At 68.6% G+C, this 20,071-nt stretch carries 22 protein-coding genes and 1 riboswitch; of the genes, 13 read left to right on the top strand and 9 right to left on the bottom strand.

Annotation, left to right across the window (positions count from 1 at the left end; genetic code table 11):
• The first annotated feature begins 66 nt into the window (after window positions 1–66).
• From ACGRVM_RS11015 to ACGRVM_RS10995, 5 genes are read left to right on the top strand one after another with little or no spacing between them, the layout of a single operon-like run.
• Entirely contained in the window at window positions 67–783 is a 717-nt protein-coding gene (locus ACGRVM_RS11015) for a haloacid dehalogenase type II (RefSeq protein ID WP_377171574.1), read from the top strand.
• 6 nt (window positions 784–789) lie between these two features.
• Window positions 790–1,716 carry a branched-chain amino acid ABC transporter permease gene (locus ACGRVM_RS11010; protein ID WP_377171572.1) on the top strand — a complete coding sequence of 309 codons (927 nt, stop codon included), beginning with the start codon at window positions 790–792 and terminating at the stop codon, window positions 1,714–1,716.
• Entirely contained in the window at window positions 1,713–2,657 is a 945-nt protein-coding gene (locus ACGRVM_RS11005; RefSeq protein ID WP_377171570.1) for a branched-chain amino acid ABC transporter permease, read from the top strand. Before ACGRVM_RS11010 ends, ACGRVM_RS11005 begins: the two co-directional genes overlap by 4 nt.
• Window positions 2,654–3,361 (top strand): ABC transporter ATP-binding protein, encoded by a 708-nt coding sequence (locus ACGRVM_RS11000; RefSeq protein ID WP_377171568.1) that lies wholly within the window; start codon window positions 2,654–2,656, stop codon window positions 3,359–3,361. The genes ACGRVM_RS11005 and ACGRVM_RS11000 overlap by 4 nt, the downstream gene beginning before the upstream one ends.
• Window positions 3,361–4,056 carry an ABC transporter ATP-binding protein gene (locus ACGRVM_RS10995; protein ID WP_377171566.1) on the top strand — a complete coding sequence of 232 codons (696 nt, stop codon included), beginning with the start codon at window positions 3,361–3,363 and terminating at the stop codon, window positions 4,054–4,056. Before ACGRVM_RS11000 ends, ACGRVM_RS10995 begins: the two co-directional genes overlap by 1 nt.
• 56 nt (window positions 4,057–4,112) lie before the next feature.
• On the opposite strand, the gene ACGRVM_RS10990 is transcribed toward ACGRVM_RS10995, so the two are convergent.
• The 7 genes from ACGRVM_RS10990 to ACGRVM_RS10960 form a co-directional block, all read right to left on the bottom strand.
• Window positions 4,113–5,438, bottom strand: a complete 1,326-nt coding sequence (locus ACGRVM_RS10990; RefSeq protein WP_377171564.1) for a M16 family metallopeptidase — start codon at window positions 5,436–5,438, stop codon at window positions 4,113–4,115.
• The gene (locus tag ACGRVM_RS10985) at window positions 5,435–6,769 is read right to left on the bottom strand and encodes a M16 family metallopeptidase (protein ID WP_377172452.1); all 1,335 of its coding nucleotides are present in this window, start codon (window positions 6,767–6,769) and stop codon (window positions 5,435–5,437) included. Before ACGRVM_RS10985 ends, ACGRVM_RS10990 begins: the two co-directional genes overlap by 4 nt.
• A 218-nt stretch (window positions 6,770–6,987) precedes the next feature.
• A complete protein-coding gene (locus ACGRVM_RS10980; protein ID WP_377171562.1) occupies window positions 6,988–7,479 on the bottom strand; it encodes a DUF3035 domain-containing protein in 492 nt (163 codons plus the stop codon).
• 91 nt (window positions 7,480–7,570) lie between these two features.
• Complete coding sequence (lspA, locus tag ACGRVM_RS10975) at window positions 7,571–8,041, bottom strand: signal peptidase II (RefSeq protein ID WP_377171560.1); 471 nt, start codon at window positions 8,039–8,041, stop codon at window positions 7,571–7,573.
• A 26-nt stretch (window positions 8,042–8,067) separates the two neighbouring features.
• Entirely contained in the window at window positions 8,068–9,657 is a 1,590-nt protein-coding gene (gene purH / locus ACGRVM_RS10970) for a bifunctional phosphoribosylaminoimidazolecarboxamide formyltransferase/IMP cyclohydrolase (RefSeq protein WP_377171558.1), read from the bottom strand.
• A gap of 25 nt (window positions 9,658–9,682) precedes the next feature.
• Window positions 9,683–11,434: a heparinase II/III family protein gene (locus ACGRVM_RS10965; RefSeq protein ID WP_377171556.1), complete on the bottom strand. Its 1,752-nt coding sequence runs from the start codon at window positions 11,432–11,434 to the stop codon at window positions 9,683–9,685.
• A 107-nt stretch (window positions 11,435–11,541) separates the two neighbouring features.
• On the bottom strand, window positions 11,542–12,801 hold the full coding sequence (locus tag ACGRVM_RS10960) for an RsmB/NOP family class I SAM-dependent RNA methyltransferase (RefSeq protein ID WP_377171554.1): 1,260 nt from the start codon (window positions 12,799–12,801) through the stop codon (window positions 11,542–11,544).
• Between the two features lie 66 nt (window positions 12,802–12,867).
• On the opposite strand from ACGRVM_RS10960, the gene ACGRVM_RS10955 reads away from it, so the two are divergent.
• The 4 genes from ACGRVM_RS10955 to thiD all read left to right on the top strand — a co-directional run bounded on the left by ACGRVM_RS10955 (window position 12,868) and on the right by thiD (window position 15,451).
• On the top strand, window positions 12,868–13,056 hold the full coding sequence (locus ACGRVM_RS10955; protein WP_377171552.1) for a DUF1674 domain-containing protein: 189 nt from the start codon (window positions 12,868–12,870) through the stop codon (window positions 13,054–13,056).
• Between the two features lie 35 nt (window positions 13,057–13,091).
• Window positions 13,092–13,187, top strand: a riboswitch (TPP riboswitch).
• A 55-nt stretch (window positions 13,188–13,242) separates the two neighbouring features.
• Window positions 13,243–14,031 carry a hydroxyethylthiazole kinase gene (thiM, locus tag ACGRVM_RS10950; protein WP_377171550.1) on the top strand — a complete coding sequence of 263 codons (789 nt, stop codon included), beginning with the start codon at window positions 13,243–13,245 and terminating at the stop codon, window positions 14,029–14,031.
• A complete protein-coding gene (thiE, locus tag ACGRVM_RS10945) occupies window positions 14,028–14,660 on the top strand; it encodes a thiamine phosphate synthase (protein ID WP_377171548.1) in 633 nt (210 codons plus the stop codon). The genes thiM and thiE overlap by 4 nt, the downstream gene beginning before the upstream one ends.
• Window positions 14,657–15,451, top strand: a complete 795-nt coding sequence (gene thiD / locus ACGRVM_RS10940; RefSeq protein WP_377171546.1) for a bifunctional hydroxymethylpyrimidine kinase/phosphomethylpyrimidine kinase — start codon at window positions 14,657–14,659, stop codon at window positions 15,449–15,451. The genes thiE and thiD overlap by 4 nt, the downstream gene beginning before the upstream one ends.
• Before the next feature lie 3 nt (window positions 15,452–15,454).
• Here the strand turns inward: thiD and ACGRVM_RS10935 are convergent, their stop codons facing one another.
• Window positions 15,455–15,817, bottom strand: coding sequence for a dihydrodipicolinate reductase (locus tag ACGRVM_RS10935; protein ID WP_377171544.1), 363 nt, complete (start codon window positions 15,815–15,817; stop codon window positions 15,455–15,457).
• Between the two features lie 214 nt (window positions 15,818–16,031).
• Here ACGRVM_RS10935 and ACGRVM_RS10930 point away from each other — a divergent pair, with 214 nt between their 5' ends.
• Window positions 16,032–16,499 carry a GNAT family N-acetyltransferase gene (locus ACGRVM_RS10930; protein ID WP_377171542.1) on the top strand — a complete coding sequence of 156 codons (468 nt, stop codon included), beginning with the start codon at window positions 16,032–16,034 and terminating at the stop codon, window positions 16,497–16,499.
• 14 nt (window positions 16,500–16,513) lie between these two features.
• Here the strand turns inward: ACGRVM_RS10930 and dapB are convergent, their stop codons facing one another.
• Complete coding sequence (gene dapB, locus ACGRVM_RS10925) at window positions 16,514–17,332, bottom strand: 4-hydroxy-tetrahydrodipicolinate reductase (RefSeq protein ID WP_377171540.1); 819 nt, start codon at window positions 17,330–17,332, stop codon at window positions 16,514–16,516.
• Window positions 17,333–17,418: 86 nt separating this feature from the next.
• On the opposite strand from dapB, the gene rbfA reads away from it, so the two are divergent.
• The 3 genes from rbfA (at window position 17,419) to ACGRVM_RS10910 (ending at window position 20,060) form a co-directional block, all read left to right on the top strand.
• Window positions 17,419–17,814: a 30S ribosome-binding factor RbfA gene (gene rbfA, locus ACGRVM_RS10920; protein ID WP_377171538.1), complete on the top strand. Its 396-nt coding sequence runs from the start codon at window positions 17,419–17,421 to the stop codon at window positions 17,812–17,814.
• Window positions 17,807–18,559 (top strand): phosphodiester glycosidase family protein, encoded by a 753-nt coding sequence (locus ACGRVM_RS10915; RefSeq protein ID WP_377171536.1) that lies wholly within the window; start codon window positions 17,807–17,809, stop codon window positions 18,557–18,559. The genes rbfA and ACGRVM_RS10915 overlap by 8 nt, the downstream gene beginning before the upstream one ends.
• Window positions 18,560–18,647: 88 nt before the next feature.
• Complete coding sequence (locus ACGRVM_RS10910) at window positions 18,648–20,060, top strand: MATE family efflux transporter (protein WP_377171534.1); 1,413 nt, start codon at window positions 18,648–18,650, stop codon at window positions 20,058–20,060.
• Window positions 20,061–20,071 lie beyond the last annotated feature (11 nt).

Raw genomic sequence — 20,071 nt, 5'->3', positions numbered from 1 at the left:
TCAAGCCTTCCCCCGGGATATTTCCAGCAAGAAGAAAAGAGGCGCACGCCCTCAGGGAGGACCCCCATGAAGCTGAGCGATTACAAGGCGCTGACATTCGATGTCTACGGCACGCTGATCGACTGGGAAGCGGGCATGATCGCGGGTCTGAAGCCGCTGACGGACCGGCTCGATCTCAGCCGCGACCAGATCCTCGAGGCGCATGCCTATCACGAGAGCACAACGCAGCGGGTGACGCCCGCGAAGAATTATCGCGACGTGCTGGCCACGGTCTACAAGCGGCTGGCCGAGGAATGGGGCCTTGTCGCCTCATGGGAGGAGGCGCAGGTTTATGGCCGCTCGGTCGAGCATTGGCCGGCCTTTCCCGACAGCCGCGAGGCGCTCGCCTATCTCAAGGATCACTTCAAGCTGATCGTTCTGTCGAATGTGGACAATGCCAGTTTCGCCCATAGCGATGCGAAGCTCGGGCATCCCTTCACCGCTGCCTACGTCGCCGAGGATGTGGGCAGCTACAAACCTGATCCGCGCAATTTCGATTACATGATCGAGCAATTGGCGCGACTGGGCCTGACCAAGGGCGATATCCTGCACACCGCCGAGAGCATGTTCCACGATCATGGGCCGGCCAACCGGCATGGCCTCGCCAATTGCTGGATCTACCGGCGGCACGACAAGGAGGGGTTCGGCGCCACGATGAACCCCGGCGACATGCCGCGCTATGGCATGATGTTCCACTCGATGGCCGACCTGGTGGAGGCGCACCGCGCCGAGCTGGCGGGCTGACGCGACATGGACCTCGGCCCCTACCTGATGCTCGCCACGCTCGAGGGGCTGGTCATGGCCTCGGTGCTGGCGCTGACTGCGGTGGGGCTGAGCCTCGTCTTCGGCGTGATGCGGGTGGTCAACATCGCGCATGGCGAGTTTTTCATGCTGGGCGCGGTGCTCGCATGGGTGATCGCGCAGACGGTGGGCGGGCATCCCGCGCTGGGCTTCGCCGTGGCGCTTGTCGGGGCGCCGCTAATCGTCGGCGCCATCGCCGTGGCCGCCGACATGACCATTCTCAAGCGGGTGAGCTATGATCCCGAGCGCACCATCGTGGCCACGATCGGGCTTCTCTACATCATCCAGCAAATGACGCTGATGGGCTACGGCCCCGAGGCGCGGCCCGTCGAGGCGCCGTTCAACACGCGGCTGGCGCTGCCCTGGGTCGAGATCGCGGATGGTCGGCTCGCGCTCTACTGGCCGTGGGGGCTCGCCACAACGAGTTACAAGCTGGCCGTGATCGGCGCGGGGGCGGCGGTGCTTCTGGGCGTCTGGGCGATGATGGCGCGCACGCGCATCGGCCTCGTCATGCGCGCGGTGCAGGCCGACCGCGACATGGCGACCGCGTTCGGCATCCCGGTCGAGCGGGTCTATGCGATGGTCTTCGGGATCGGCGCGGCGCTGGCCGCGCTCGCCGCCGTTCTGGTCGTGCCGATCAGCCAGGCGCATTACCTGATGGGGGCCGATCCGCTGCTCCTGGCCTTCACCGTGGTCATCATCGGCGGTCTCGGCAGCCTGCCGGGCACGGTGGTCGCGGCCATCCTGATCGGCCTCAGCGACGGGATCATCTCGGTCTTCTTCTCGCCCACGCTGGCCAAGATCATCGCGACGCTCCTGGTCGCCTGCGTGCTCGTCTTCCGCCCGCAAGGCCTTTTCGGCACGCGCACGGCATGAGCGTGGGCGCGCGGATCATCGCCCTGCATGGCGGGGTGCTCGCGCTGCTTCTTCTGGGGCATTTCGTGCTGCCCGCCTATCATCACGGCAATCTCGCGCGGATCATGGTGCTGGCGAGCTACGCGATGGGCTACAACCTCGTTTTCGGCTATACCGGGCTGCTGAGCCTCGGGCATGCGCTTCTCTTCGGGGCGGGCATGTACGGGATGGGCATGGCGGTGCAGCATGCGGGCCTCGGCGCCGCGCCCGCGCTGATCCTCGGCGTCGGCGCGGGCGCTCTGACCGCCGCCGCGCTCGGCGCGCTGGCGCTGCGCACGGCGGGCGTCGCCTTCATGATCGTGACGCTCATGTTCGCGCAGGCGGGCTATCTCACGGTGCTCTATCTCGGCGAGTGGACGCGCGGCGACGAGGGGATCGTGATCGCGCGCGGCGCGCGGGTGCTCTGGGGGATCGACCTCAGCGACGAGGGCAATCGCTATCTCGCGGCGCTGGCGCTCTTCGCGGCGGTGATGATCGCCTGCCTCGCGCTGGTGCGCGCACCCTTCGGCCGAACGCTCGTGGCGACCCGCGAGAACGAGGCGCGCACGCGGATGCTGGGCTATGACACGTTCCGGATCAAGCTGATCGCGCTCGTCCTTTCGGGCACCATATCGGGCGCGGCGGGGGCGGCCTATGGCCTCCTCTTCGGTTATGTCGGCGCCAGTTTCGCCAGCGTCGAGTACTCCATCCTGCCGCTTCTCTGGGTGCTTCTGGGCGGCGCGGGCACCGTGCTCGGCCCCTTCATCGGCACGCTCTTCATGTTCTACCTGATCGACCTCAGCTCGGGCATCACCACGGCCTACATGCTCCTGGCGGGCGTGGCGCTGGTGCTGCTGACGCTTTTCGCGCCACAGGGCATCATGGGCGAGCTGCGCCGCCGCCTCTGGGGGTGGCTGCCATGAGCCTTCTGTCGCTGCGCGGTCTGACCAAGAGCTATGACGGCGTGCGCGCCGTGGACGATGTCAGCCTCGATGTGGGACGCGGCGAGGTGCGGGCGCTGATCGGGCCGAACGGCGCGGGCAAGACCACGCTGGTCGGCCTCGCCATCGGGCGCATCGCGGCGGATGCGGGGCGGGTGGTGCTGGACGGGCAGGACATCACCGCGCTTCCCGCGCACAGGCGCGCGCGGCTGGGCATGGCCTATACGTTCCAGATCACCTCGATCTATGCGCGCCTGCCGGTCTTTGAGAATGTGGCGCTGGCTGCGCGCCCGCACATGATGGCGGGCGAGGTTCCGGACGCCGTCGCACAGGCGCTCGAGCAGGTGGGCCTCGAGCGCCATCGCGGCGCTCTGGCGGGCGATCTGAGCTATGGCCACCAGCGCCTTGTCGAGATCGCGATGGGCCTTGCCTCGGCGCCGCGCCTTCTCATCCTCGACGAGCCGACGCAGGGCCTCTCCGAGCCCGAGATCGCGGCGTTCAAGGATCTGGTGCGGAGCCTGTCGGGGCGCTGCGCGATCCTTCTGATCGAGCACAATATGGACGTCGTCATGGCACTGGCCGACCGGGTGAGCGTTCTGGCCGCCGGGGCGCTTCTCTTCGAAGGCACGCCGGATGCCGTGCGGGCCGATCCGGGTGTGCAGGCCGCCTATCTGGGGGCGCCGTGATGCTGGCGCTGGAGCGGATCAGCGCGGGATATGGCGGCGGGCGGGTGTTGCAGGACCTGTCGCTCGAGGTCGCCCCGGGCGAAATCCTCTGCCTCATGGGACGCAACGGCGCCGGCAAGACGACCGCCATGCGCGCGATCATGGGTCTCATTCCGCTCATGGGCGGGCGTGTGTCGCTCGACGGCGAGGAGGTCAGCGCGCTGCCGCCGCACCGCGTGCCGCGCGCCGGTATCGGCTATGTGCCTCAGGGGCGGCGCCTCTTTTCGGGGCTGAGTGTCGCGCAGAATCTCGAGATCGGGATGCGCGCGCGGCAAAGCCCGCCCGAGGTTCTGGAGGAGGTGCTCGATCTCTTTCCGCGCCTGCGCGAGCGCTATCGCCAGGCGGCGCAGACGCTCTCGGGCGGGGAGCAGCAGATGCTGGCGACCGCCCGCGCGCTTTGCCTCGCGCCGAAGGCGCTTTTGCTCGACGAGCCGACGGAGGGGCTTCAGCCCTCCATGGTGGGCGCGATCCAGGAGGTGGTGGTGCGGATGCGCGCGCAGGGCACCGCCATCCTGATGGTCGAGCAGCGCGTGGATGCGGTGCTCGAACTGGCCGATCGCGTGGCGTTTCTCGAAAACGGGCGCGGCGCCGCTGTGCTGGGCGCCGCAGAGCTGCGCGCCGACAGATCCGTGGCGACGCGTTACCTCGGCGTCTGAGGCCCGGCTTCCTTCCGCCGGGCCATGAGTATTTCCGCCAAGATGAAGCGCGGGCGTTATTCGGAGAGGCCCTCGGGCTTGCCCACGACGACGAAGCTGAGTTTCTCGGGGTCCAGAAGCTCGGCCGCGACGCGGTTGATCTGCTCGAGCGTGACGGCATTCACCTTGTCGTTGCGCTCGCGGATGTAATCCGGGCCCAGCCCCTCGACCTGCATCTCGACCGCGATATTCGCGATCGGGCCGTTCCCGTCGAAGCGCAGCGGATAGGCGCCGGTCATGTAGGTCTTGGCGTCCTCGAGCTCTTCGGCGGTGACGCCCTCGCGCTGCATCTTGGCCCATTCGTCACGGATCACCTCGATGGCCGTGGCGACGCGGTCATTGGCCGAGGCGACCTGCCCCATCCAGAGCTGCGCTCCGTCGCGGTCGGTGAGATAGGAATAGACGCCGTAGGTCAGGCCGCGCTTTTCGCGCACCTCGTCCATCAGACGGCTCTCGAACCCGCCGCCGCCGAGGATCTGGTTGAGCAGGAAGGCCGCGAAGAAATCGGGATCGTCGCGGTCCATGCCGGGCTGCGCGAAGGTGACGACCGATTGCGGCGTGTCGAACTCGACCACCGTGGAGCCGCCGGGAAGCGTCACATCCGCGGGACCGGGCAGAGGTATGTCGGAAGATTGCGGCAAGCCTTCGGTCAAACGCGCGACGAGGCTGGTCAATTCCTCGGCCGTGATGTCGCCCACGGCCGCCACATAGAGCCGGTCGCGCACCAGCGCGTTGCGATGGGCGGCGACGATATCGTCGCGCGTCAGGGCCTCGATGCTGTCGAGCGTGCCGTCCTTGGAGGTGGCATAGGGGTGATCGCCGAAGGTCTGCGCGTCGAAGGCGCGTGCGGCGATGGCGTTCGGATCCTTCAGATCGCCCTCGATATTGGCGCGGACCTGGCCGCGCACGCGGTCGATGGATTTCTGGTCGAACGCCGGCTCGACAAGGCTCTTGCGCAGCAACTCGATCGCCGCGTCGCGGTTCTCGCTCAGAAAGCGGGCCGATATGCTGATCGCATCGTCGTTCGTGCTGTAGGAGAAGGAGGCGGCGAGCGCCTCGGTCTCGCGCGCGAAGGCGCGGCTGTCGAGATCGCCCGCGCCTTCCTCGAGCAGGCCGGTCATGAGATTGGTCGCCCCACGCTTGCCCGGCTGATCGAGTGACGCGCCGCCGCGGAACCGCATCTCGAGCGCGACGAAGGGAATGGTGTGATCCTCGACCAGCCAAAGATCGACACCGCCGGGCGTCCCGAGGTCCTGCACTTCGATCTCGGCGCGGGCCGGAACGGCGGCAAGGAGGGCGAGCAGCGCCGGAAGCAGGAAGCGGGTGACGAGAGGGCGGATCATTGGGCGGTCTCCGTGGTCGCGGTTGCGTCTGCGGTGGCGTCGGGACGTGTCAGGTAGCCGGTAACGGAATTGCGCGGCTGAAAGACATTCCGCGCCGCTTCCATCACGTCTTCGGCGGTCACCTCCTGAAGCACTTTCGGCCAGTTCTGCACGTCCTCGACGGTCAGGCTCGAGGCGAGCGCGGCGCCATAGCGGTTGGCCAGTCCGTTCACATCGTCGCGCGCATAGATTTCGGCGGCGCGCACCTGCATCTTGATGCGCTCGAGCTGATCGGCATCGACGCCGGTCTCCATGAACGTCTCGATCACGCCGTCCATCGCCTCCTCGGCCTCGGGAAGCGACACGCCCGGCACGGGCACGACGAGAAGCGTGAATGTCGTCTCGTCGAGCGACATGCCGTCATACCAGGCCGCCGACTGCACCGCGATCTGTTCGTCGAATTGCAGCTTCTCGGCCATCAACGACGTGGTGCCGCCGCCGAGGATTTCAGCGAGGATGCTGAGCGCCGCCGCCTCCTCCTGCGCGCCGCTGTCGCGCTCGGGGGCGAGATAGCTGCGCATGACGTAGGGCTGGGGAACGCGCGGATCTTCCATCGTCAGGCGCCGCGCCGCCATCTGGCGCGGCTCCTCGGTGCGCACGCGTTCGGGCAGGTCGGGATTGGCGGGGATGGCGCCGTAATGCTTCTCGGCGAGGGCCAACACCTCCTCGGGGTTCACATCCCCGGCGACGACCACGATGGCGTCGTTCGGCGCGTAATAGGTGCGATAGAATTCCTTCGCATCCTCGAGCGTGAGCTGGCTCATCTCGTTCTGCCAGCCGATGATCGGCGTGCCGTAGCGGTGATTAAGATATTGCGCGGCATTGAGTTGCTCGCGGAAGAGGGCGTTGGGGTTGTTCTCGACCCGGCTGTTGCGCTCCTCGATGATGACATCGCGTTCCGTCGCGACGTTCTCTTCGTCCAGTTTCAGATTGACCATGCGGTCGGCTTCCATCTGCATCATCAGATCGAGCCGGTCCGCCGCGACGCGCTGGAAATAGGCGGTGAAATCGTAGCTGGTGAAGGCGTTGTCATTGCCGCCCTGCTTGGCCACGGTGGCCGAAAACTCGCCGGGCGCGAGCGTGTCGGTGCCCTTGAAGAGCAGATGCTCAAGGAAATGCGCGATGCCCGACCGTCCCGGAGGCTCGTCCGCGGAACCCGCGCGATACCAGACCATGTGCGTGACGACCGGCGCGCGGTGATCCTCGATCACGACAAGCTCCAGACCGTTATCGAGCTCGAAGGTCGTCACCGCGTCGTTGCCGACCTCCGGCGCGTCCTCGGCGAGGGCCATGGCGGGCAGGAAGGTCAGAAGGGCGATCATGAAGGCGCGCATGGGCAGTCTCCGGCTATGGCTGGATATCGCTCGCAAGATACGGCGGCTCTTGCGGTCTGCAACCCGGGATGCCGCATCCGTGAACATCGCGGGCCGGATTGAAACAATGGCCCCCTGACATTGGCCCCTGACGAAGAAACGCCCCTGCGATGCGGGGCGTTCTATGTCGGGCGGGATCAGTTCGAGGGCGGCGGGGCCGAGGGTGTGACGACACCGCGCTGCATCAGGCGGCGCTGCTCCTCGCGCGCGTCGAGCCATTGCCTCTTGTATGCCGAGGTATAATCGTCGTTCGGGCCGATGTTGAAGATATTGACGCGGCCATGGCGGCGGCGCACCTCGGCGTCCTCGACCGCAAGCTCGCGGCGCACGCCCGGAAGCACGCCGAAGCGGTTCGCGTGATTGACGAGGCCGCCATCGGAGGCCGAGATCTGCCCGCCCGCGACGGTCGCCGCCGGATTGCCGCCGAGCGCCGCGACGCCCGCGGCGTGCGGATTGGGATCGACGAGGTTCGCGCCGCCCGGTGTGGGCGGCGGCAGCGTGCCGTAGCTTTCGGGCGCCTGAAGCGGCGCCGTCGGCAGAACCGTGAATTCGTCAGGACCGTTGCCGTCGTTCTTGATACGCGTGAGCGCCCCATCGCTGCGCCCGCAAGCGGCGATGGCGAGGGACATCAGGGTGAGTGCCAAAAGGCTGCGGCGCATGAGATCGGCCCTTCGTTCGGTGATCGTCTGCCCGACTATCTAACCCAATCGCGGGGCGGCGTCACGCAGGCTTTTTGCTGGGCGTCAGGATGACCATCCCGAAGGCGCCGATGAAGATCGAGATGTCCGCCACGTTGAATGCGTAGGGATTGTTCAGCCCGCAGCAGGACATGTTGAGAAAATCCGCGACCGCGCCATAGAGCAGCCTGTCGATCACGTTGCCGATGGCGCCGCCCACCAGAAGCCCGGCGGCGATCTTCTGCCACTTGCCGCCCGGTTCGTGATGCACCCACCAGAGAACGGCGCCGGAAATGACCAGCGCGACCGCGATCAGCACCCAGCGCGTGACCGGGGAATCCCCGGCCAGAAGGCCGAAATTGATCCCGTAATTCCACGCCATCCGCAGGTTGATGAAAGGCGGCCAGACGTCGATCGCACCGAGCGTGCGCAGGTTCATCCAGTGCACCACCAGATATTTCGTGGCCTGATCCAGCAGGAAGATCCAGAAGGCCGTCCAGAAGACTGTTCTCATGTCGCGCCCTTTCGAGGCCTGGGCCATCAGTGGCGGAAGTGGCGCATGCCGGTCAGCACCATCGCAAGGCCGGCCTCGTCCGCGGCGGCGATCACCTCGTCGTCGCGCATCGAGCCGCCGGGATGGATCACGGCGGTCGCGCCCGCTTCGGCGGCGGTCAGAAGGCCGTCCGCGAAGGGAAAGAACGCATCCGAGGCCACGACGCTGCCTTGCGTGAGCGGCGCCGAGAGGCTGAGCGCCTCGGCCATGTCCTCGGCCTTGCGCACGGCGATGCGGCAGCTGTCGACGCGGCTCATCTGTCCGGCGCCGACACCGACGGTCGCGCCATCCTTGACGTAGACGATCGCGTTCGACTTGACGTGCTTGGCGACTTTCCAAGCGAAGAGCATGTCGGCCAGTTCGGCGTCGGTCGGCTTGCGCCTCGTCACGACCTTCAGATCGTCCGGGCCGATATGGCCGCTGTCCTTGTCTTGGATCAGATACCCGCCCGAGACCTGGCGGATCGTCTGGGCGGCCTCGCGCGGATCGGCCATGCCGTCCGTGATCAGCAGGCGCAGGTTCTTCTTGGCCTCGAAGATGCGGCGCGCGTCCTCGTCAGCGCCGGGGGCGATGACGACCTCGGTGAAAATCTGCGCGATCTCCTCGGCGGTGGCGCCGTCGAGCGGCTGGTTGAGCGCGATGATGCCGCCGAAGGCGCTGGTGCGGTCGCAATCGAAGGCGCGTGTATAGGCCTCTTTCAGGGTCGCCGCGCGCGCCACGCCGCAGGGGTTGGCGTGCTTGATGATCGCGCAGGCGGGACCGTCCTCGGGCGCGAACTCGCTGGCTAACTCGAACGCCGCGTCGGTGTCGTTGATGTTGTTGTAGCTCAGCTCCTTGCCCTGAAGCTGCCGGGCCGTCGCCACGCCGGGGCGCGCGCTGCCGTCGCGGTAGAAGCTGGCCGACTGGTGTGGGTTCTCGCCATAGCGCAGCACCTGCGCGAGCCTGCCCGACACGCTGCGGCGGCGGGGCGCGGCGTTGCCTTGCTGCGCGGCCATCCAGGTGCTGACGGCGCTGTCATAGGCGGCGGTGCGCGCATAGGCCGTCATGGCGAGCTTCTTGCGGAAGGCGAGCGTCGTGCCGCCGTGATTGGCCTTCATCTGCTCGAGAAGGGGAGCGTAATCCTCGGTGTCGACCACCACGCTGACGAAACCGTGGTTCTTGGCGGCGGCGCGAATCATGGCGGGGCCGCCGATGTCGATATTCTCGATGCAGGTCTCGTAATCGGCACCGCCCGCCACGGTGGATTCGAACGGGTAGAGATTGACGACCAGCAGATCGATCGCGCCGATGCCGTGCTCCTCCATCGCGCGGGCATGCTCGGCATTGTCGCGCAGCGCGAGAAGGCCGCCATGCACGGCGGGGTGGAGCGTCTTGACGCGCCCGTCCATCATTTCGGGGAAGCCCGTCACATCGGCCACGTCGCGCACCTCGAGCCCCGCGTCGCGCAGCGCCTTGGCGCTGCCCCCGGTGCTCAGAAGCTCGACCCCGTGCGCCGCGAGAGCCTGTCCCAGATCGATCAGCCCGGTCTTGTCGGAGACGGAGAGAAGGGCGCGTCGGATGTGGGCGATATCGGTCATGGGGCGCTCCTGCGTTGCGTGCGTTTCACTCGTAATGGTCGCCGTCTGTTTCGGGATAGGGCGCGTCCTGCGCCAGATCGCGAATGCTGATCGGAGTGTCCTGAGCCTTGGCCAGCGACCATCTGATGCGGCCCGCATACTCCAGCGCGCGCCCGGATAAAACTATCTGTTTGGCCGAACGCGGCTTGATCCGCGATTTTTCAAGGTAAACCGACGGCTCGAGCGTGATTTTCGCGCGCGCATCGGTGCGGAAGACCCAGATTTCGCCGCTGCGCAGCGCGAGCGAGACGGCGGCGCCGCCCATGTCGAGATTGGCGTCCACCTCGGGATGAAGGTGGAAATGGATCTGGTAGGGCACGCCCGTCATGCCCGAGGCATCGAGCGCAGCGTCGAAGCGGCGCTTGTCGTCGGCGCTCAGCGCAAGGAGCATGTCCTCGCCCGCGACGCCGCGCCCGTCGAAGGTCATCTCGATGGTGCGCGCATGGGTCAGCCCGTAGCGGCGCACATAGCCGTCATGCCCCCCCTCGAAGCGTACGCCGTCCGAGGCGCGGCTCATCTGGACGGGCACGTCGCGCGGCGCCTGGGTGAGCCACTCGGCCTCAGCCCCCGGCGCGCCCAGCCGCGCGCTCGACGCGCCGTCCAGAACCAGCGTGCTGTGCGACGGCGTCGCGCGGCCCGCGCGTCGCCAGTCGGGGCCGAAACTCGCGCCCGAGCCGCAATTGACGATGAGAGGACGGCGGCCCGAGGTCAGCTCGAACGCCATGGTCGAGGCATGCGCGCCCGCCGAGGCCGCGCCCGAGGGCGGCGGCGCCGCATCGATGATGACCGACGTGCGCCCGCCGCTCAGCCGCGCATAGCCCATCGCCAGACCGTCCGTGCGCCGTCCCTTGACGGCGCAGGCGGCGAGCGCCGTGTCGAGCCGCCCTTCGAGGCCGCGCCCGCCGCCGTGAAACCGGGCGAGCCCGCCATCCGCGTGGCGCAGCGTGCGCAGCGTCGGCGCGATGCGCCCGGTCGCGGCCGTCAGCGAGGGCGCGTCGATACCCGCCTCGCCCAGCGCCTCGGCGGCCCAGGTGAGCAGGGTGAAGACCTCGAGCAATTCCTCGGGATTGCGCGTGACGAGATGCCCCTCAGCACCGATCAACGCATCGCATTCGCGCCCCAGCGCGCGGGCGGCGGCCTCGGTGTAGCCGTCCATCCCCTCGAGCGCGATCCCGGCATAGATGAGGCCGGTGAGCGCTTCGAAGCGTGGCGCGCCCGGCGAGGCGGCCTGCCAGCGCTTGCCCAGAAAGAGGGTCTGCTGGGCGAGCGAGCGATAGAAGGCATCCGAGGCCGCGCGATCCTGTCCGGCAAGCAGGAAGATCGCGTGGTTGATCCAGCGGATGACGCGCCGCCCGGTCAGATCGGGCGTCCAGCCCTCGCCGCGTCCGCCGCCATAGCGCGCGATCCAGTCTTGCGTCCAGGCTTGCGCGGCATCGCGCGCGGGCGCGTCGCCCGCCGCCGCCAGATCGTCGAGCCAGCCGAATCCCTGCTGCTCGGCGGCGAAGGCGGCATTGGGCGGGGTGATGTCCCAGATGGGCGTGCCGGGCGTCTGGATGAGGTGCCCCGCGAACATGAAATTCCCCGCCGTGAGCTGGCGGCCCCGCGCGAAGCTGCCGATGGTGCGCGGCTCGGGCGAGGAGACGAAGGCCGTCGCGGGCCGTGCCCACGCCGCCCGGCGCGCCGCGATGCGGTTTTGCAGCCGTGTCCATGTCGCGCGGAAAGTGCCCTTGGATGCCATGCGCCTCGTCGCTCGCGTCGTTGCCCCGGGCGCTCTTGGCGGCGCCTCGTCGCGGGCAGACTACCGCGCCCCCGGCGCCAAGTCACCGTGGGATTGACGAAATCTCGTCACATCCGCAGGAGGGCCATGTAAAACCCGTCCATGCCGCCGCGCTCGGCCCAGAAATCGGGCCGCAGGCGGAAGCCGCCCTCTTCCGTGCGCCAGTCCGGGTCGACTCCGGGCAGGGCCGTCGCCTCCGCATCGACCCGAAGGCCCGAATGGCGCGCGAGCGCCTCCTCGATCTGGCATTCGCCCTCGTCCGGCAGGAGTGAGCAGGTGCAGTAGACGAGCCGCCCGCCCGGTTTCAGCAGACCCAGCGCGCGGTCGAGCATGGCGGCCTGAAGCCCGATGAGATCGCCGATTTCCGAGCCGTCGCGCGCATGCGGCAGGTCCGGATGCCGCCGGATCGTGCCGGTGGCCGAGCAGGGCGCATCGAGCAGGATCGCGTCGTACCGACCCTCATGCGTCAGCGCATCCCCGATGACGAGCGCGGCGCCCAGCCCCGTGCGCGCCAGATTTTCGCGCAGCCGCGCCATGCGCGCGTCCGAGATGTCGAGCGCGGTCACCTCGGCGCCCGCCGAGGCCAGTTGCAGCGTCTTGCCGCCCGGCGCGGCGCACATGTCGAGCACCGTCTCGCCCGGCTGCGCGGCCAGGAGGCGCGCGGGGAGCGCGGCGGCGGCATCCTGCACCCACCAGTCGCCCGTCTCGAAACCGGGCAGCGCGCTGACCTGTCCGGCCTCCGCCAGTCGCACCGATCCTGTCGGCAGCACCGTCCCGCCCACGGCTTCGGCCAGTGCGGCGGCATCGCCGCGCGGCGTGAGGTCGAGCGGCGCGCCGGCGAAATGCGCGGCCTCGAACCCGGCGACGGTCTTGGGCCCATATGCTTCGCTCAGAGGCGCGCGCAGCCATTTCGGCAGATGCGGCACGCGCAGGATGGCCCACTCGGCGGGGCCGGCTGCGGCGACCTTGCGCAGGACCGCGTTGACCAGTCCCTTCAGCTTCGCGAAGCGCTTCGAGGCGCCGGTGAGCGCGACGCATTCGTTGACGATGCCATGCGCATCGCCCCCCATGCAAAGCTCGACCGTGCCGAGGCGCAGGATGTTCTGCACGGTGAGGGGCGGCGGCTTGCGCAGATGCTTGGCGAGGATCTTGTCCGACCGCTCGAGCGCGCGGAGCGTCTGGGTGACGAGGCGCTGGGCGCGGGCGCGGTCGGGCGGCGCGAGCTGGCCGAGGGCGCCAGCGGCCAGAAGATCCGACAGGAGGCGATGCTCGCCCAGAACCTGATCCAGCAGATGGGCGGCGGCGGCGCGCGGCGACGGGTGGGACATGGTGGATCCTTGCTGAATGGCGAGGGCGGCGTATATCAGGGGTATGCCGCCGAAGGAACCCATGCCATGACCGACCGTCCCGACACCCGCCCCGATCTGCCGCCCGCCGCGCAGCGCGCGCTGGCCGAGGCCGAGGAGCGCCGCCGCGCCGCCGAGACCGAGGAGCTGCCCAAGGAACTGGGTGGGCGCAAGGACGGGCTTGAGCCCGTGCGCTATGGCGACTGGGAGAAAAAGGGCCTCGCCATCGACTTCTGAGCGCTTGACGCGGGGCTTCGGCCCGACCATTTTCCTCCGTGTAACAGGGGCGTCCGCGATGCGCGGGCTGAGATGCACCCTTCGAACCTGAACCGGATCATGCCGGCGGAGGAAGTTGCGCTGATGCAGGGCCTCGGCTGGCCCTGCCTGTGGCCTGCCCCCGCCCGCCAGACCAGGGGAGTCCAGATGATCGACGCCGGAGACCACCTTGCCCGCATGCGCGCCCGCGCGCCCTTGGTGCAGAACATCACGAATTACGTCGCCATGAATGTCATGGCGAATATCATGCTGGCCGCCGGGTGCAGCCCCGCAATGGCGCATGACGAGGGCGAGGCGGCGGAGTTCGCGGGGCTGGCCGATGCGCTCAGCGTCAATATCGGCACGCTCGATCCGGCGTGGCTGCGGTCGATGGAGGCGGCGGCGCATGTCATGAACGAGGCGGGCAAGCCCTGGGTGCTCGATCCGGTCGCCGTGGGGGCCACGGCGCTGCGCCGCGATGCGGGTGCGCGTCTTCTTGCGCTCAGGCCCACGGTCATCCGCGGCAACGCGTCCGAGATCATCGCGCTCGCCGGGGCCGAAGCCGCGGGCAAGGGCGCGGATACGGCGCATGCGGTGGCGGATGCCGAAGACGCGGCCCGGGCGCTGGCGCTGCAGACGCAAGGCGTCGTCGCCGTGACGGGCGAGGTCGATTTCGTGACCGATGGGGAATCTGCGTGGCGCATTTCGGGCGGCCATGCGCTGATGCCGCGCATCACGGTGATGGGCTGCTCGCTGACCGGCCTCGTCGCCGCCTTCGCGGTGGATCAGGCGCCGCTGGCGGCCACCGTCGCGGCGCTGGCCTATTACGCGGTCGCGGGCGAAGAGGCGGGGCGGCAGGCCAAGGGTCCGGCCAGCTTTCAGGTCGCGTTCATCGACGCGCTTCATGCGCTGACGCCGGACGAGGTGAGCGCCCGCGCGCGGATCGAGGCGGCGTGAGAATCGCCCGCGAGGAACTCGGTCCGGTCTATTTCGTGACCGATGCCGCCGCGCCCGTTTCGGTGCCCGCGCAGGTGACGGCCGCGCTCAGGGCGGGTGTGCGCCTCATTCAACTGCGCGACAAGGATGCGAGCGACAAGGCGTTCGAGACCGAGGCGCGCGCGCTTTTGCGGCTGACCCGCGCGGCGGGCGCGCGGCTCGTCGTCAATGACCGGGTCGAGATCGCGGCGCGCATCGGCGTGGATGGTCTGCATGTGGGTCAGGGCGATGGCGATATCGCCGCCATCCGCGCGGCGATCGGCCCGGACATGATCCTTGGTCTCTCGGTCGAGACCGAAGCGCAGATCGAGCCTGTTCCGCTCGATAGTGTCGATTATCTGGGGGCCGGTCCCCTGCGCGCGACGGCGACGAAGCCGGACGCGGCGCAGCCCCTCGGAATGAAAGGCATGGCGCGGCTCATCGCGGCGGCGCCGCTTCCGTGCGTGGCCATCGGCGGGATCGGGGCGGCCGATGCCGCGCCCTTGCGCCGCGCCGGGGCGGCGGGGATCGCCGTCGTCTCGGCCATCTCGCGCGCGCCCGACATGGAGGGCGCGGCGCGGGCGCTCATCGACGCATGGAGGCAGGCATGATTCCCAACATTCTTTCCATCGCCGGATCCGACCCCTCGGGCGGCGCGGGCATTCAGGCCGATATCAAGGCGATTTCGGCCAATGGCGGCTATGCCATGGCGGTCATCACCGCGCTGACCGCTCAGAACACACGAGGTGTCGCGGCGGTGCAACTGGTCGCGCCCGACATGGTCGCGGCGCAGATCGCCGCGATCCGCTCGGACATCCGCATCGATGCGGTCAAGATCGGCATGCTGGGCGATGCGGCGATCACCGAGGCTGTCGCCGAGGCCCTGGCGGGCCTCGATGCGCCCATCGTGCTCGACCCCGTGATGGTCGCGAAGGGGGGCGATAGACTCTTGGCTGCCGAGGCTGTTACGGCGCTGCGCGAGATCATGCTGACGATTGCCGCGCTCGTCACCCCGAACCTGCCCGAAGCGGCGGATCTTCTGGGTGTTGCCGAGGCGCGGGACCGGACCGGCATGCTGGACCAGGCAAAGGCCCTGCGCGCGCTCGGTGCCCGCGCGGTGCTGGTGAAGGGAGGGCATCTCGGCGGCGCGACGACGCCCGACGTGCTGCTTCATGATGGCGGGGCCGATTGGCTCGACGGCGCGCGCATCGACACCGCCGACACGCATGGCACGGGCTGCACGCTGTCATCTGCCATCGCGGCGCATCTAGGCGCGGGGCGCGCGATGCCCGAGGCTGTGGCGTCGGCCAAGGCGTTCATCACCGGCGCCATCATGGGCGCCGAGCGGCTGGATGTGGGGCAGGGTCATGGCCCGACCCATCACTTCCACGCCCTCCATTAGGCTCTATTTCAGCGTCAGATCCGCGCTTTGCCCGGTGCCCTGGTCCGAAATGAAACGGATCGTGTCGCCCTTGATGCGCACGGCTTGGCAATTCGGATCGAGCCGGTCGCCGCCCCAATAGAGGTCGCGGCAGAAATAGCCGTCCTGCCAGTTCCAGGCGCCGGTGACGGGATAGCCGAAGGCACGCCCCTTGATATCGCCCGAGGGCGAAACGGCGACGGAGATGCCGAACCGCGTGAGATCGCGCCCGGACGTGGCGGCGACGAAATCGTCGCGCGTGGTGATCTGTTCAAACGCCTCGGCAGCGGCGGGCGCGGCGACAAGCGCGACCGAGAGCGCGCAAAAGGTATGAGTGACAGAGCGCATGAGACAGCTCCTTTTTATCAAGTTACGGCATAAATACGTGCCGCGCGGCACGGCGGATCATCCCGCGCGCTCGGGTGAGCGGTTTGTCGCCTGCGCGATGATCGACCTTTCCCGCGCCGTTCGGGTTGACGAGGGCCGCAACTTCATGTCAGGCGCGCGGCTTTCATGATGCAATCCGGTGCGCTGGCGCCGGACCGAACGGACGGAAGGACCTATGCCACTCACCCTGCGCCGCAATCGCGACCGCGATCTCGCCCCGCTCGCAGCGATGCTGCGCGATGAGGACATCCCTCTGCTCAACCCCAATGCGAAGGTGCCTTTCGACGAGACGGAGTGGCATCAGAAATGGCTGGGCGACGCCGAGGACGTGTCCTTCTACCTTGTCGATGGCGCGGGCCGCGACGTTGGGTTCTTCGCCCTGCGCGAGGGCGTGGGGCCGGAGGTGCGGCATCTGACCTATGTCTATCTTGCCGAAGAGGCGCGCGGCGGCGCCGGGGCCGAACTGACCGAGCGGGTGGAGGAGGCGGCGCTGGATCTCGGCGCGCTGGTGCTGACCCTCAAGGTGGAGCTCGACAATGCGCCGGCGCTCAACGCCTATCTCTCGGCGGGATACGAGGAATTGTCCCGCCGTCAGGGCATGGCGACGATGCGTCTCGATCTCGAAGGACGGCACACGGGATAGGCGCGCGCCGATTCCTACCCGTCGCCGAGGCCCAGCACGTCCAGCATGTCATAGGCCCCCGGCGCACGGCCTTGGCCCCAGAGCGCGGCCTTGAGCGCGCCCCGCGCGAACACCGCCCGGTCCGTCGCGATGTGGCGCAGCACGATGCGCTCGCCGGCCGCGGCGAAGATCACGTCATGCTCGCCCACCACGTCGCCGCCGCGGATGGCGGCGAATCCGATATGGCCCCGCTCGCGCGGGCCGGTGATGCCGTCGCGGCCTCGGTCGGCGACGCGGCCGAGCGCGACGCCGCGCCCGGTGGCTGCCGCCTCGCCCAGCATCAGCGCCGTGCCCGAGGGTGCATCGACCTTCTGATTGTGATGCGCCTCGACGATCTCGATGTCGAAATCCTCGTCCAGCGCCTTCGCGACCTTCTCGGTCAGCATCGTCAGCAGGTTGACCCCGAGGCTCATGTTGCCTGCCCGCACCTGAACCGAATGCCGCGCGGCGGGAACGAGCGCCTCGAGCTCGTCGTCGCTGAAGCCGGTCGTGCCGATCACATGCACCGCGCGCGCCTGCGCCGCGAGCTTGGCGAAGGCGATGGTGGCGGCGGGCGCGGTGAAGTCGATCACGGCCTGCGCGGGGGCGAAAGCCTCGAGCGCGTCGTCCGTCACGGTGACGCCCATCGGCGCGCCGCCCATCGCCTCGCCGACATCCTTGCCGATCCATTCATGTCCAGGCCGCTCGACCGCGCCGACGAGATGGGCGCGCCCGCTGGCGGCGACGGTGCGGATCAGCATCTGGCCCATCCGGCCCGATGCGCCTGTCACTGTGATGCCCGGTCCTGCACTCATCGCGTCGTCCTTTCGCTGATTGCCGCCCTTGATAGCGCCCGCATCGGCGCTTGGCAAAGGGCGGCCGAGTGACTAAATGCGGGTCCATGGCAAAGAACAAGTTTCATGACGGCCCCGGCCCCTCGCAACGCCAGCTTCAGGTGGGCGAGACGGTGCGGCGCACGCTGGCCGAAGTGCTCGCGCGCGGCGACATCCACGATCCGGACCTCGCGCGCATGTCGGTGACGGTGGGCGAGGTGCGCATGTCGCCCGACCTCAAGATCGCCACCGCCTACGTGATGCCGCTGGGCGGCGCGGGGCAGGAGGATCTGCCCGCGCTTCTGGCCCGCAACAAGGGCGAGCTGCGCCGCGTCGTCGGCAAGAAGCTGGGCCTGAAATTCGCGCCGGACCTGCGCTTTCGCCTCGATACGACCTTCGATCAGATGGACGAGACGCGGCGTCTTTTCTCGCGCGGGGATGTGCGGCGGGATCTGGATGAATAGGCCGGCGCGGGCTGCCGCGTTCGCCGCCGCGCTGCTGGTGCCGGGGCTGGGTCTGGCCGCCGACTGCCGGAAGGAGAGCTTCGAGGGCGCGGATTATGTCCTGTGCGACGTCGATATGGCCGTCGAGGATCTGCGCCTCTTCCTCAGATCGCCCGAGGGCGAGACGCTCGGCAGTTTCAGCCGCGTCAGTGCCATGCTCGAGGAAGAGGGCGCGGCGCTCGGTTTTGCGATGAATGCCGGCATGTATCACTCAAACCGCCGCCCCGTGGGCCTTTACGTCGAGGATGGCGAGGCGCAGGCGGGTCTGGTCACGCAAGCCGGGCCGGGCAATTTCGGTCTCGTGCCGAACGGCGTCTTCTGCATCCGCGAGGGCCGGGCCGACGTGATCGAGACGCTGCGCTTCGAGGCGGAGGCCCCCGCCTGCCGTCATGCCACCCAGTCGGGTCCGATGCTGGTGATCGACGGCGCGCTCCATCCGCGCTTTCTCGAGGACAGCGACAGCCTGTATGTCCGCAACGGGGTGGGCACGAGCGCCGACGGCAGCCGCGCCGTCTTCGCCATTTCCGAGGATGCGGTGAATTTCCACAGCTTCGGGCGCCTTTTCCGCGATCATCTCGGGCTGCCTCAGGCGCTCTATTTCGATGGCAATATCTCGCGGCTCTACGCGCCCGAACTGGGCCGGTCGGATATCGGGTTTCCGATGGGGCCGATCGTCGGGACGGTGCTGAGCGCGCCCGAGGACTGACCCGGCCTCCCTAGGCTTTTGCCCAATTCGCCTTAGGTTCGCCCAAGGGCGGCGCATCGGGCCGCCGGTCTGATCCGGGATTGCCTGCATGAGCGCCGAGAAAACCCTGAATGACGGCCCGGTCGGCCGCGCGCTCTGGTCCGTCAGCGCGCCCATGACCATCGGCATTCTCGGGGTGCTGAGCGTTGGGCTGGCCGATGCGTTCTTTCTCGCGCGGGACGGCGAGACCTCGCTGGCGGCGATCGGCTACGTCTTTCCGGTCATCACGGCGCTCACCTCGCTCTCCATCGGCCTCTCGGCGGGCACGAACACCGTCATCAGCCAAGCTATCGGGCGCGGCGAAGACGCCGAGGACCGCCGACGCATGACGCTGCACGCGATGTCGCTGGCGCTGGCGCTCGCCTGTTCGGTCTCGCTCCTGATCTACCTTCTGTCTCCCTACCTCTACGGCGCGATGGGGGCCGAGGGCGAGGTTCTGAACAAGATCCTCGGCTACATGCGCTTCTGGTGCCTCAGCTTTCCGTTTCTCGTGACGGGCATGGCGCTCAACGCGGTTTTTCGCGCGGCGGGGCGCAGCGGTGTCGCGGCGGTGACGATGCTGCTCCAGGCGCTGCTGAACATCGCGCTGGGTCCGGTTCTGATCTTCGGCATCGGGCCGATCCCGGCGTTCAGCATGGACGGCGCGGGCATGGCGTCGCTGATCGCGCGGATGACCTCCTTCGCGGGGCTGGTGCTCTTCGCGCGTCATGCCGGGGTTCTGCGCTTCGACGCGGCGCCGTGGCAAGGCGCCATCGCATCGGTCCGGCGCATCGTGCGCGTCGGTGCGCCTGCGGCCATGTCGAACGCGATCAACCCGCTCGGCATGGCCATCGTGACCGGCTTCGTCGCTACCATCGGCGACACGGCAGTTGCGGGCTTCGGCGCGGCGACGCGGGTGCAGGGCGTGGTGGTAGTGCCGCTTCTGGCGCTGTCCTCGGGGATCGGGCCGGTCGTCGGGCAGGCCTGGGGCGCGGGCGACACGGCAAGGGCGCGCGAAGGGCTGCGCCTGTGCCACCTCGCCTGCGGCGTCTTCGGCATCGCGGTGGCCGCGCTGCTCTTGATGACGGCGGGTCCGCTCGCGGCGCTCATGACTTCGGGAAGCGAGGCGCAGGCCTATACCGCCACCTATCTGCGCATCGCGAGCTGGGGCTTCATGGGCTATGGCGTCCTCATCACCGCCAATGCCGCGATGAACGCTCGCGACCGCGCGCTCTGGTCCATGAGCCTGAGCGGCACGCGCATCTTCGCGCTCTATGTTCCGATGACATGGGCGGGGGTTCAACTGGCGGGCTATCCGGGCATGATCATCGGCGCGCTCGTGGCCAATCTCATCAGCGGCTGGATGGCGCTGGTGGCGGTGCGGGCGGTCGGACTCGGCGTCACGGGCTGGGCGCCGGTGCGCGTGCCGTCCGAATGGCTGGCGGCGCGGCTCGGCGGGCAGGGAACCCCGGCGCGCGATTGACAGGCAAGCAC

The organism is Roseovarius aquimarinus (genome assembly GCF_043661195.1).
Classification (GTDB): Bacteria; Pseudomonadota; Alphaproteobacteria; order Rhodobacterales; family Rhodobacteraceae; genus Roseovarius; species Roseovarius aquimarinus.
The sequence above is the reverse complement of the archived record's forward strand: the minus strand, read 5'-3'. Positions and strand labels throughout refer to the sequence as shown.

Excerpts from the sequence above, each read along its gene's own strand:
- ACGRVM_RS11015 (WP_377171574.1), top strand. The coding sequence starts at position 67 with ATGAAGCTGAGCGATTACAAGGCGCTGACATTCGATGTCTACGGCACG.
- ACGRVM_RS11010 (WP_377171572.1), top strand. The coding sequence starts at position 790 with ATGGACCTCGGCCCCTACCTGATGCTCGCCACGCTCGAGGGGCTGGTC.
- ACGRVM_RS11005 (WP_377171570.1), top strand. The coding sequence starts at position 1,713 with ATGAGCGTGGGCGCGCGGATCATCGCCCTGCATGGCGGGGTGCTCGCG.
- ACGRVM_RS11000 (WP_377171568.1), top strand. The coding sequence starts at position 2,654 with ATGAGCCTTCTGTCGCTGCGCGGTCTGACCAAGAGCTATGACGGCGTG.
- ACGRVM_RS10995 (WP_377171566.1), top strand. The coding sequence starts at position 3,361 with ATGCTGGCGCTGGAGCGGATCAGCGCGGGATATGGCGGCGGGCGGGTG.
- ACGRVM_RS10990 (WP_377171564.1), bottom strand. The coding sequence starts at position 5,438 with ATGATCCGCCCTCTCGTCACCCGCTTCCTGCTTCCGGCGCTGCTCGCC.
- ACGRVM_RS10985 (WP_377172452.1), bottom strand. The coding sequence starts at position 6,769 with ATGGCCCTCGCCGAGGACGCGCCGGAGGTCGGCAACGACGCGGTGACG.
- ACGRVM_RS10980 (WP_377171562.1), bottom strand. The coding sequence starts at position 7,479 with ATGTCCCTCGCCATCGCCGCTTGCGGGCGCAGCGATGGGGCGCTCACG.
- lspA (WP_377171560.1), bottom strand. The coding sequence starts at position 8,041 with ATGAGAACAGTCTTCTGGACGGCCTTCTGGATCTTCCTGCTGGATCAG.
- purH (WP_377171558.1), bottom strand. The coding sequence starts at position 9,657 with ATGACCGATATCGCCCACATCCGACGCGCCCTTCTCTCCGTCTCCGAC.
- ACGRVM_RS10965 (WP_377171556.1), bottom strand. The coding sequence starts at position 11,434 with ATGGCATCCAAGGGCACTTTCCGCGCGACATGGACACGGCTGCAAAAC.
- ACGRVM_RS10960 (WP_377171554.1), bottom strand. The coding sequence starts at position 12,801 with ATGTCCCACCCGTCGCCGCGCGCCGCCGCCGCCCATCTGCTGGATCAG.
- ACGRVM_RS10955 (WP_377171552.1), top strand. The coding sequence starts at position 12,868 with ATGACCGACCGTCCCGACACCCGCCCCGATCTGCCGCCCGCCGCGCAG.
- thiM (WP_377171550.1), top strand. The coding sequence starts at position 13,243 with ATGATCGACGCCGGAGACCACCTTGCCCGCATGCGCGCCCGCGCGCCC.
- thiD (WP_377171546.1), top strand. The coding sequence starts at position 14,657 with ATGATTCCCAACATTCTTTCCATCGCCGGATCCGACCCCTCGGGCGGC.
- ACGRVM_RS10935 (WP_377171544.1), bottom strand. The coding sequence starts at position 15,817 with ATGCGCTCTGTCACTCATACCTTTTGCGCGCTCTCGGTCGCGCTTGTC.
- ACGRVM_RS10930 (WP_377171542.1), top strand. The coding sequence starts at position 16,032 with ATGCCACTCACCCTGCGCCGCAATCGCGACCGCGATCTCGCCCCGCTC.
- dapB (WP_377171540.1), bottom strand. The coding sequence starts at position 17,332 with ATGAGTGCAGGACCGGGCATCACAGTGACAGGCGCATCGGGCCGGATG.
- rbfA (WP_377171538.1), top strand. The coding sequence starts at position 17,419 with ATGGCAAAGAACAAGTTTCATGACGGCCCCGGCCCCTCGCAACGCCAG.
- ACGRVM_RS10915 (WP_377171536.1), top strand. The coding sequence starts at position 17,807 with ATGAATAGGCCGGCGCGGGCTGCCGCGTTCGCCGCCGCGCTGCTGGTG.
- ACGRVM_RS10910 (WP_377171534.1), top strand. The coding sequence starts at position 18,648 with ATGAGCGCCGAGAAAACCCTGAATGACGGCCCGGTCGGCCGCGCGCTC.